This window comes from Flavobacterium panici (genome assembly GCF_024499525.1).
Taxonomy (GTDB): Bacteria; Bacteroidota; Bacteroidia; order Flavobacteriales; family Flavobacteriaceae; genus Flavobacterium; species Flavobacterium panici.
On the sequence record NZ_CP100437.1, the window covers coordinates 4,319,305 to 4,331,099 of the forward strand.

At 31.0% G+C, this 11,795-nt stretch carries 7 protein-coding genes; 6 read left to right on the forward strand and 1 reads right to left on the reverse strand.

The window, feature by feature from the left end; all coding sequences use genetic code 11:
• The first annotated feature begins 13 nt into the window (after positions 1–13).
• From NLJ00_RS18210 to NLJ00_RS18235, 6 genes are all read left to right on the forward strand, one after another.
• The gene (locus NLJ00_RS18210) at positions 14–943 is read left to right on the forward strand and encodes a UDP-3-O-(3-hydroxymyristoyl)glucosamine N-acyltransferase (protein WP_053471428.1); all 930 of its coding nucleotides are present in this window, start codon (positions 14–16) and stop codon (positions 941–943) included.
• Position 944: 1 nt separating this feature from the next.
• Positions 945–1,307: a nuclear transport factor 2 family protein gene (locus tag NLJ00_RS18215; RefSeq protein WP_053471429.1), complete on the forward strand. Its 363-nt coding sequence runs from the start codon at positions 945–947 to the stop codon at positions 1,305–1,307.
• 86 nt (positions 1,308–1,393) lie between these two features.
• Positions 1,394–2,266, forward strand: a complete 873-nt coding sequence (gene sucD, locus NLJ00_RS18220; protein WP_053471430.1) for a succinate--CoA ligase subunit alpha — start codon at positions 1,394–1,396, stop codon at positions 2,264–2,266.
• Between the two features lie 140 nt (positions 2,267–2,406).
• Positions 2,407–2,835, forward strand: a complete 429-nt coding sequence (locus tag NLJ00_RS18225) for a hypothetical protein (RefSeq protein WP_319800434.1) — start codon at positions 2,407–2,409, stop codon at positions 2,833–2,835.
• A 122-nt stretch (positions 2,836–2,957) separates the two neighbouring features.
• Complete coding sequence (locus NLJ00_RS18230) at positions 2,958–5,558, forward strand: DUF7619 domain-containing protein (RefSeq protein WP_256634874.1); 2,601 nt, start codon at positions 2,958–2,960, stop codon at positions 5,556–5,558.
• 10 nt (positions 5,559–5,568) lie between these two features.
• Positions 5,569–7,956 (forward strand): T9SS type A sorting domain-containing protein, encoded by a 2,388-nt coding sequence (locus NLJ00_RS18235; RefSeq protein WP_256634875.1) that lies wholly within the window; start codon positions 5,569–5,571, stop codon positions 7,954–7,956.
• A gap of 31 nt (positions 7,957–7,987) precedes the next feature.
• Here NLJ00_RS18235 and NLJ00_RS18240 read toward each other — a convergent pair whose 3' ends face one another.
• The gene (locus NLJ00_RS18240; RefSeq protein WP_256634876.1) at positions 7,988–11,677 is read right to left on the reverse strand and encodes a T9SS type B sorting domain-containing protein; all 3,690 of its coding nucleotides are present in this window, start codon (positions 11,675–11,677) and stop codon (positions 7,988–7,990) included.
• Positions 11,678–11,795: the final 118 nt, after the last annotated feature.

Genomic DNA, 11,795 nt, shown 5'->3' on the forward strand with positions numbered 1-11,795 from the left:
ACGAAATAAAAATATGAAATTTCCAAAAGTTCACTCTTTAGAAGAAATTGCAAATTTGCTTAAATGCGAATTTATTGGTGACAAAAACTTTGAGGTTTTAGGCATGAACGAAATCCATGTTGTAGAACCAGGTGATATTGTTTTTGTTGACCACCCAAAATATTATGACAAAGCTTTACAATCTGCAGCAACAATTGTTTTAATAAACAAAAAGGTTGAATGCCCGGAAGGTAAAGCTCTTTTAATTTCTGATGATCCTTTCAGAGATTTCAATACTTTAACCAGACATTTTAAACCATTTCAATTTGCAAATGTTGCGATTTCATCTTCAGCTAGTATTGGAGAAGGTACTGTAATTCAGCCTAATAGTTTTATTGGGAATCATGTTAAAATTGGAAAGAATTGTTTGATTCACTCAAACGTTTCAATTTACGATCATACCGTAATTGGTGATAATGTTATTATTCATGCCGGAACTATTTTAGGAGCAGATGCTTTTTATTATAAAAAACGTCCGGAAGGCTTTGATCAGTTAATTTCTGGCGGAAGAGTAGTAATTGAAGACAATGTTGGAATTGGCGCTCTTTGTACAATTGACAAAGGAGTTACCGGAGACACTACAATTAAAGAAGGTACAAAAATCGACAATCAGGTGCATGTTGGACATGACTCTGTTATCGGAAAGAAATGTCTAATTGCATCACAGACTGGTATTGCAGGCTGTGTTGTTATTGAAGATGAAGTTACAATTTGGGGACAAGTTGGAACAACCAGCGGAATTACAATAGGAGCGAAGGCTGTTATTATGGGACAAACTGGAGTTACTAAATCGGTTGAAGGAGGAAAGTCCTATTTTGGAACTCCAATTGAAGAATCAAGAGAAAAGTTAAAACAATTAGCCAATATCAAAAAGATTCCTGAAATTTTAAATAAATTGAAGTAATATGTCTATAAAAGAGTTTGTTCAAAAATTTTATAAGTCGGATGCCTTAATTGATAGTGAAATTTTAAAAACTTATCTGCATCCAGAAGTAATCATTGAATGGAACAGTACAAAAGGTTTTATTCAGTTAGATTATAATGCTATAGTTGAATTAACAAATGAACTCAGCCGAGCTTATGTGCGTTCTAAAGTCAGAATCAGCCACATTCTAGCCGAAGATGACTTAGTTTCAGTACGTTATTCTCATTATGTAAAAACAATCGAGAATCCGCGTGAGGAAATGTTATTGGCGCATTTTGCAACGATTTGGCAAATAAAAGACGATAAGCTTTATAGAGGTTATCAAATGAGTCAATTTTCTTAATATTTTTTTGACAATAAAAGAGGCAAATTACATTACAAAACCTTATTTTTGCAACACAATTTTAAAAACTACATAAAATATATATCATGAGTGTTTTAGTTAATAAAGATTCCAAAATAATTGTTCAGGGATTTACAGGAAGCGAAGGTACTTTCCACGCTTCTCAAATGATTGAGTACGGTACTAATGTTGTTGGTGGTGTTACTCCGGGAAAAGGAGGAACTAGCCATTTAGACCGTCCGGTTTTTAATACAGTAAAAGATGCTGTAGATCAAGCCGGAGCTGACACTTCTATCATTTTTGTTCCGCCAGCTTTTGCTGCTGATGCAATTATGGAAGCTGCTGATGCCGGAATTAAAGTAATTATTGCTATTACAGAAGGAATTCCTGTAGCAGATATGATTAAAGCAAATAATTATGTTAAAGAAAGAAATTCTAGATTAATTGGGCCAAACTGTCCAGGTGTTATTACTCCGGGAGAAGCTAAAGTTGGTATTATGCCAGGTTTCGTTTTCAAAAAAGGAACAGTTGGTATCGTTTCTAAATCTGGAACTTTAACTTACGAAGCTGCTGACCAGGTTGTAAAACAAGGTTTAGGAATTACTACAGCTATTGGTATTGGTGGAGATCCAATCATTGGAACTACAACTAAAGAAGCTGTTGAATTATTAATGAACGATCCGGAAACTGAAGCAATCATTATGATTGGTGAAATTGGTGGTCAATTAGAAGCTGATGCTGCAAGATGGGTAAAAGCTGACGGTAACCGTAAACCAGTTATTGGTTTTATCGCTGGAGAAACTGCTCCTGCTGGTAGAACAATGGGTCACGCAGGTGCTATTGTTGGTGGTTCTGATGATACAGCTGCTGCTAAAAAACAAATTATGAGAGACAACGGAATTTACGTTGTTGATTCACCAGCAGAAATTGGTAAAAAAGTAAAAGAAGTACTTGGATAAATTCCAATTATTAAAATAATAAATTCCAAAAAAGTCTCAATATTTTGTTGAGACTTTTTTACATTTTAAAGACTGAGGCGTAAAAAGAAAAGACTTAAAATCTTAGTACCTCAGTATCTTAGAAACTTAAAAAAGAAATGATGAGTAAAGAATTAGAAAAGTTTAAAGCAAGTAATAGTTTTACTTTTACTGTAAATGATAGTTTAGAAGAAGTTTGCAATGCTCCGGAAGGAAGCGCTGGAATTTTTGTAGTTTATGAAATTGACGGAGATGCAAAAGAATTAATCATGGTTGGTTCTACTGGAACTGTTCAAAACGATGGAACTCTTAAAAGCAAGAATGGCGGATTATACGATAAAATCGTAAACGGACATCAGTTTGCTAAAACAGGAAGAAAATATTCATGGCCGGCTCAAATGAAATTAGAGAATATTTCTGTTCTTGAAGTAGTTTGGTACGAAACTTTTAATGCAGATGTAAAAGCAATTCCAACTGCAGTTGAAGGACAAGTTTTGCAAAATTTCTTAGATGAAAATGCAAGATTACCAAGATGGAATGTGGCTTTTTAAGCTGATTTTCAGTCTATAAAACTTTAAAAGCCTTGCTAATATTTAGTAAGGCTTTTTTTATTTAGTACTAGGTTTTGATTTTTTGACTTTATATATTTATAGCACAAAATTAAATTAAATATATGTTGAAAAACTACTTGCTATTACTGGCTTTAGGCCTTTTTTCATCTTCTTTGAATGCACAAATTATTAATATACCAGATGAACTTTTTAAATATAAATTACAACAAGCTGATGTAATAAATAACATTGCAGTAGATATTAATAATAATCCAATAAAAATTGACACAAACAACGATTCGGAGATCGACACTGATGAAGCTTTAAAAGTATATGGTTTGAATATTATTGGTTCTAACAATTTACCATTATATGATTTAACGGGAATTAAATACTTTAAAAATTTAACTTATCTCAATTGTGCAGATTCTTATTTGACATCCTTAGATCTTTCTGGTTTAAATAATCTAAAGGAAATTATTTGTTCAAGAAGTAAACTAACAAGTATTAAATTGAACGGATTAATAAATTTAGAAAAGTTAGACTGCTATTCTAATAGAATTACCAGCTTAGATGTATCCGATTGCACAAATCTTAAGGTATTGACCTGTTTGCAAAATTTAATTCCTAGTTTAAATACAACGGGGTTATTTAATTTAGAAAATATTGATTGTAGTGAAAACAAAATATCGACTTTAATAATTCCTGACTTAAATAAATTAACAGATTTAAGATGTAATGATAATCAAATTGAAACACTTGATTTTTCTGGAGTAAAAAATTTAATAACTTTAGATTGTAGTATGAATAATTTGAAGTCTGTTGATGTTTCCAATCTAAATAAATTAACATTTTTTAAAATTAAAAAAAACAAACTCGATTTGTTGGATGTTTCAGCTCTGCCAAATTTGGAAACATTTTCATGTGGTGAAAACTTTCTAACCTCTTTAAATGTTTCAGAAAATAAAAATATTAAGTATTTAGAATGTGGAGGAAACTTGTATACTTCTATAGATCTTTCCGGACATAAAAAACTTTTTTCTCTAATTTTTAATTATGGGAATGTATCATCTGTAAATTTGACCAACTGCGAATCTTTATATGAACTAAATTGTGAAAACAATCAACTAACAACGATTGATGCTTCTGATTGTAAAAATTTATATCAATTTAATTGTAGTTTTAATAAAATAATAACCCTTTATTTAAAGAATGGCGCTACTACCAATTATTATCATTTTTTTAATTTTAACCCCACATTAAAATACATATGTGCTGATGAAAATGAAGTAAGCGATTTTCAATATAGAGTTAATAACTTAGGATATAATTGTATTGTTAATTCGTATTGTTCATTTAATCCTGGAGGAGATTATTATACTATACAAGGGAATCAAAAGTATGATTCTAATAATGATGGATGTGATGAATTAGATATAAAATTTCCTAATTTAAATTTTACAATAACAGATGGATCTAATAAAGGTAATTTTATTTCTGATGAGTCAGGTAATTATTCAATTCCGGTAGGTTCTGGAACTCATGTAATTAAACCTGTTTTAGAAAATTCAAATTATTATTCAGTTTCACCGGAATATTTTTCGGTTACTTTTCCAACAGAATCAACTCCAGTAACCCAAAATTTTTGCATTACTCCAAAAGGTATACACCAAGATGTCGAAATCAGTATTTTATCAATACTTCCTGCAAGACCGGGTTTTGATGCAACGTATAAAATTGTTTACAAAAACAAAGCAAACAAAACTGTTTCGGGTTCTGTTACCCTAGATTTTAATGATGCTGTATTAGATTATATTTCTTCAATTCCAAATCTTACAACTCAAGCTGCAAACAAACTAGTTTGGGATTATGTTGATTTAAAACCTTTAGAAGTAAGAGAAATTATAGTTACTCTAAACGTAAATTCACCAATGGAAACTCCTGCGGTAAATATTAATGACAGATTGAGTTTTAACGCTTTAATAACTCCGGTAACTGGCGATGAAAAACCTGTTGACAATTCTTTTGCAATGCGCCAGACTGTGGTTGGATCTTATGACCCTAATGATAAAACATGTTTAGAAGGCGATGTTATTACACCAGAATTAATTGGTGAATATGTTCACTATTTAATTCGTTTTGAAAACACAGGAACATACCCAGCAGAAAATATTGTTGTTAAGGATTTGATCGATTCTTCGAAATTTGATATGGCAACACTTGTTCCAACAAGTTCAAGCCATTCTTACAGAACTAAAATTTCAGATGGAAACAAGGTAGAATTCATTTTCGAAAAAATAAATCTCCCTTTTGATGGCGCTCATAATGACGGATATATTGCGTTTAAAATTAAAACTTTACCAACTCTAAAAGTTGGAGATTCTTTTACTAACGAAGCGAATATTTATTTTGATTATAATTTTCCTATTGTAACTAATAAAGCGACTTCTACTTTTAAAAGTTTAGGAACTCAGGATTTTGAGTTTTCTCAATATTTTAATATTTATCCAACCCCAGTAAAAGATCAATTAAATATTTCTTTAAAAAATAATATAGAGATTAGATCAATCGAAATTTACGATGTACTAGGGCAGTTAATTATTGCAGTTCCAAATGTTGTAAATGTTTCTAGTGTTGATGTCTCAAAATTAAAAACAGGAAATTATTTTGTGAAAATAAAATCTGCTAAAGGTACTTCAAGTGCAAAGTTTATTAAACTATAAGTTATAAAATATGAAAAAAATATACTTTTTGCTATTTGCATTAAACATATTGACTATCGCTAAAAGCCAAACGATTAATTTTCCTGATGAAAAATTTAAGGCAATTTTACTTTCTGCTAACTTAACTAATCATTTAGCTACTGATGAATACAATAATACATTAATTATTGATGCAAATAGTGACGGAGAGATTCAGGTTTCTGAAGCTTTAGCTATTAAACAATTGCATGTTAAATTTTCTGAAGTAACGAATTTAAAAGGGCTTGAATACTTTAAAAATTTAATCTTTTTATATTGCAGCAATAATCCGCTTCTTACAGATTTAGATGTTTCAGCTTTAGTAAATTTAGAAACACTTATATGCAGCGATAATGCATTGGCAAACATAAAACTTCCGGAATCAAGTAAAATTAAAAATTTAGCCTGCCTGAATAATCAGTTAACAAAATTAGATTTTGCAGCACTTACAAACATTGAATCTTTTTATTGTTCCGGTAATAAATTTTTAAATTTAGATTTAACCGCATGGAGTAATCTTAAAAGATTGTATTTCTCTAAAAATCAATTAACTACTTTAGATTTAAAAGGGCTAAAAAATATTGAAGAATTTCAATGTAATTTTAATGAATTGCAAAGTTTAGATTTAGAAGAGTTGAAAAATTTAAAAACCTTAGAATGCTTTTATAATAATTTAAATAGCCTTAATGTTAAAGGTTTGGATAAACTTGAAAGCTTAAGATGTGAATTTAATAATCTGACTGATTTAGACTTGTCGGGTTTAAAAAATCTTGATTTTTTGTCTGCAGGTGACAATAAATTAACAACTTTAGATATTTCAGATTCTGAAAAAGTTTTTTCTATTGGTTTAGATAATAATCTTTTGAATTCTTTATTTCTAAAAAACGGAAATACTGATAATATTTATATAGCTAATAATCCAAATCTTGTTTATGTGTGTGTAGATGAGGGAGAATCTTCTGCTATACAAGCAAAAATTAATCAATATGGATATAAAAATTGTAGTGTAAATTCATATTGCTCTTTTACTCCCGGAGGCGTGTTTTACACTATTAATGGTACAACGAAGTGGGATTTAAATAATGGATCGAATGAGAGTTTTCCTTATTTAAATTTAAAAATCAGTAATGGAGAAAAAACAGGTAATTTTGTTGGATACAAATCTGGTGATTTTAGTATACCAGCAGGTGAAGGGACGCATACAGTTACCCCAATGCTTGAAAATTCAAATTATTATATCATTTCACCTGAATCTGTAACTGTAACTTTTCCTGATCAGGTAAGCCCATTTACTCAAGATTTTCAAATTAAATCAATTGGGGTTCACAATGATGCAGAAGTTTCTATTTTGTCAACTATTCCGACAAGGCCAGGTTTTGACGCAGTTTATAAGATAATATATAAAAATAAAGGAAATACAAAATTATCAGGTTCAGTTATACTTGATTTTAACGATGCTTTATTAGATTATGTTTCTTCGGTTCCAAATTTTACAACTCAAAATACAAACAAATTAGTTTGGGATTATGTGGATTTAAAACCTTTTGAAGTAAGAGAAATTACTGTGACTCTGAATGTAAATTCTCCAATGGAAACTCCTGCTGTAAACATTAATGACCGTTTGAGTTTTAATGCATTAATAACTCCCGTAACTGGCGATGAAAAACCAGTTGATAATTCTTTTGCAATGCGCCAGATTGTAGTTGGATCTTATGATCCTAATGATAAAACGTGTTTAGAAGGCGATGTAATTAAACCAGAATTGATAGGCGAATATGTTCACTATCTAATTCGTTTTGAAAATACGGGAACTTATCCAGCTGAAAACATTGTTGTAAAAGATTTGATTGATTTGTCAAAATTTGATATTTCGACTTTGGTTCCAACAAGTTCAAGTCATTCTTTTGTAACTAAAATTTCAGAAGGAAATAAAGTAGAATTTATTTTCGAAAAAATAAACCTGCCTTTTGATGATGCTCATAATGACGGATATATTTCTTTTAAAATTAAAACCTTACCAACTCTAAAAGTTGGAGATTCTTTTACAAACGAAGCCAATATTTATTTTGATTATAATTTTCCGATTTTAACGAACAAAGCGACTTCTACTTTTAAAACATTAGAAACTCAGGATTTTGAGTTTTCAAAATATTTCAATATTTATCCTAATCCGGTAAAAGATGTTTTAAATATTTCTTTGCAAAATAATATTGAAATTAAATCTATTTCGATTTACGATGTATTGGGGCAATTAGTTGTAGCGATTCCAAACATTGAAAATGTTTCGAATATTGATGTTTCTAAATTACGAAGTGGGAATTATATCCTAAAAGTAAAATCTGATAAAGGAAACTCAAGTACAAAGTTTATTAAATTATAGAAAAAAGAGCCTGAAATTTTCAGGCTCTTTTTTATCTTTTTAAACTAAAATGAGATTTGAATTCTTTCTCAATTTTGTTTTCTGTAAATAGTATTTTAAACCAATAATCAGTTGCGGGCATTTGATGTCCGTTATAAGTTCCGTCCCATCCTAAATTTTTAGAATTCAACTGCTTTATTAATTTTCCATAACGATCAAATATAAAAATTCGATCATTTTGTATCCCTTCAAAACCAATAATATTCCAAGTATCGTTTTGACCGTCACCATTTGGAGTGAAGAATTTTGGATATCCAATTACGATAATTTCTTTAGCCAAATTGGTACAGCCATTAATGCTTCTTACGTTTATTGTATGTTTGCCAGGATTGACATCAGTAAATTGATTTGAAAACTGAAACCCCGAATTGTCTATTTGATATTCAAAAACTCCTGATGCGTTTGTTACATTTATTGTTATAGTTGAATTTTCAGAAAACGATTCAGATTGATTCATTGTTATCTCTCCCGAGTTAGTATGAATGCTGGTTACTTCGGCTTCTACAATATCCGAAATACAGTTGGTGTTTTTATCAATTGCAATTACAGCATAATGGCCAGCTTCTTTTGCTTCTAATGTGCTATTGCTTTGATTTAGTATCTTGTTACCGTCTAAAAACCATTCAAAATTGTATGTTGAACTATTTAATTGAGTATTTAAGAGATAAGACTGAACAACATTATTTGAGATGTTTTCAATGCAAATTTTTCCATCTTCAATTTTAGGTTCTGGTTTAGGATAGACTACAACCGTGACTTTTATTGATGCTTCGCATTGGCCATTATTTGGTGTAAAAGTGTATTCAGTAGTTCTTAGATTATCTATTGCTGGTGACCATGTACCAGTAATTCTGTTATTTGATTGCAATGGAAGTGAGATTGTTTCACTCTCGCAAATTGGTGAAATAATACTGAATAGTGGAACTGTTTTTTGATTTACAGCTATTGTTAATTTAGAACTAACAGCACATTCTCCAGAATTTGGTGTAAAAGTGTATTCTGTAGTTGCTAAATTATTTAGTGCAGGAGTCCATGTTCCATTTATACCATTCATTGACTGCGTTGGAAGAACAATAGTCTCACCTTCACAAATTGGTGAAATAGCAGTAAATGTTGGTGTTGTTTTTTGATTTACAGTTATTGTTAATTTAGAACTAACAGCACATTCTCCAGAATTTGGTGTAAAAGTGTATTCTGTAGTTGCTAAATTATTTAGTGCAGGAGTCCATGTTCCATTTATACCATTAATTGACTGCGTTGGAAGAACAATAGTCTCACCTTCACAAATTGACGTAATGGTATTAAATGTTGGTGTTGTTTTTTGATTTACAGTTATTGTTAATTTTGCAGTATTGGCACATTGACCAGAACTAGGCGTAAAAGTATATTCTGTAGTTGCTAAATTATTTAGTGACGGTGTCCATGTTCCGTTTATGCCATTAGCTGACTGCAGAGGAAGCATAATCGTCTCACCCTCGCAAACTGATGTAATAGTATTAAATGTTGGTGTTGTTTTTTGATTTACAGTTACTGTTAATTTAGCAGTATTGGCACATTGACCAGAATTTGGTGTAAAAGTGTATTCGGTAGTTGCGAGATTATTTATTGCTGGAAACCATGTACCTGTAATTCCGTTGTTTGATTGCGATGGAAGAACAATAGCCTCACCTTCACAAATTGGTGCAATTGAATTAAATGTTGGTATTGTTTTTTGATTTACAGTTACTGTTAATTTAGCAGTATTAGCACATTGACCAGAATTAGGCGTAAACGTATATTCAGTAGTCGTTAAGTTATTTAGCAAAGGTGTCCACGTTCCGTTTATGCCATTAATTGATTGCGTTGGAAGTATAATAGTCTCACCTTCGCAAATTGGTGCAATAGTATTGAATGTTGGATTTATTTTTTGATTTACAGGTATTGTTAATTTAGCTGCAACAGCGCATTGTCCAGAATTTGGTGTAAACGTATATTCAGTAGTCGTTAAATTATTTATTGCAGGAGACCATGTTCCGTTTATACCATTAGTCGATTGTAACGGAAGCGAAATCGATTCGCCTTCACATATTGCGTTGATAGGAGTAAATAGGGGAATAGTTTTTTTATTTACAATTATAGAGCCACTGCTGTTTGCATTTGATCCACATCCTCCTGAAGTAGCTATGGTATAATTATATGTTCCGGAAGAAGTTGGAATTCCACTAATTGTAAATATATTTCCTACCAAACTTGTTGTTACACCTGTAGGCAGATTTCCTGAAGTTATAGATGCACTTGTAGCTCCACCGCCAATTGTATAACTAACATCGCTAATAGCTGTGTTTTCGCAAACCTGTTGTGAAGCACTGCCTTGATTTAGAGTTAATGTTGGAGTCGTTACACAATTGTCAAGTATACAGGAAATTGAATTTGAACCAAAACATTCTGCCGGATTACCAATTGGAGTAACTGTTATTGTAACCGTTTCGCCATTCGGTACATTTTGAACTGTATAAGAATATATCTTTCCAACATAACCTATATTTACAATAGGATTATTTCCAATTTTATACGCAACAGAAAACTCAGCAGTTCCTAAAGCTAACCAGTCGAAAGTAATAGAGTTTGATGTTTTTGTGCCGCAATAAAGATAAGGTTTTGCAATAGTGCTGAATTGTATTTTTATTTCGTCAGAAACTGGACAGCCAATTCCTATTGGTGTTGCTTTAACACCATAAGTTCCAGACTGATTTATTGTAATTTCCGGACCAGTTTGAGATGGAATTACGATTCCATTAAATGTCCATTCATGAATAACTGAAGGGTCTAATCCTGTTTTTAGTGTATAATTTGTACTGGAACAAATTTGGAGATCTTCTCCTAAGTTAATTCCTGAAGAACTAAAACTGGCTCCTTCAATAAATACTGCCGAATCATAATTGTTGTCAGCAACATTTGCAATTGCAAGTTTTATATGATAGGTCTGTCCGCATTCAACATCAGAACTCGCTTCAATTACCTTAGTAAAACCATCATATTGTATAGTAGCACCATTTTCGTTATTGATGTAATATTGGCAATATTCGCATGGTCCGGCATTAGAAGTACCATTATTTAAGTTATTGATTGAAACTGGTAATGACGTATTTGGAATTAAGGCAATGTTTTTTGCATTTCCAGAATAGGGACCGCTAATTCCCGGTCCACTTATGAAAAATCCAAAATTGTCATTATATAAATCATTTACAAATTCAGGATATTCATCTGAAGCAAAAACAAAATTAAAAGTCAGTTTGTTTCCAACAGGAATAAAATCAAATTCCAAAACCGCTACATTTTTGATTGGTGCATTATTAGTTAAAATAGATAAATCGCTATCGCCTTCAACAGGACTAGATGTTGGCAGCGTGGCTAATGCACTATTGTTTGGGCCTTTTGCAATAATTGCATTCCCCGTACTTAAAATTAAACCTTTATTTATACCAATGTTGGTTGCTGCTCCATTGTCAAATACTGCGATCTGATCACTTATTGAGTTAGAAGAAGATCCGTTAAATTTAATGTTTGAAATATTGACTCCCTGTCCAAGTAATACATTTTGAGCTAATTGCTGTGGAGTTAAGGATGTATTGTCAACAACTAACTGAGCTTTAGCAAAATTGGAAAATAGCGTAATTAGAAGTACAAAAAGTATTTTTTTCATTTATATTTTTATAGAAATAGGGATGCCGAAGCAAATATAATTAACCCTATGAAGACATTTGAATTTTATTAATAAATTCTTAATAAAATATTTTTTCAAGAATTACTTTGTTACTTAA

Bases quoted from the DNA above. Each gene is read 5' to 3' on its own strand.
- NLJ00_RS18210 (WP_053471428.1), top strand. From the start codon at position 14: ATGAAATTTCCAAAAGTTCACTCTTTAGAAGAAATTGCAAATTTGCTT.
- NLJ00_RS18240 (WP_256634876.1), bottom strand. From the start codon at position 11,677: ATGAAAAAAATACTTTTTGTACTTCTAATTACGCTATTTTCCAATTTT.
- NLJ00_RS18225 (WP_319800434.1), top strand. From the start codon at position 2,407: ATGAGTAAAGAATTAGAAAAGTTTAAAGCAAGTAATAGTTTTACTTTT.
- NLJ00_RS18215 (WP_053471429.1), top strand. From the start codon at position 945: ATGTCTATAAAAGAGTTTGTTCAAAAATTTTATAAGTCGGATGCCTTA.
- sucD (WP_053471430.1), top strand. From the start codon at position 1,394: ATGAGTGTTTTAGTTAATAAAGATTCCAAAATAATTGTTCAGGGATTT.
- NLJ00_RS18235 (WP_256634875.1), top strand. From the start codon at position 5,569: ATGAAAAAAATATACTTTTTGCTATTTGCATTAAACATATTGACTATC.
- NLJ00_RS18230 (WP_256634874.1), top strand. From the start codon at position 2,958: ATGTTGAAAAACTACTTGCTATTACTGGCTTTAGGCCTTTTTTCATCT.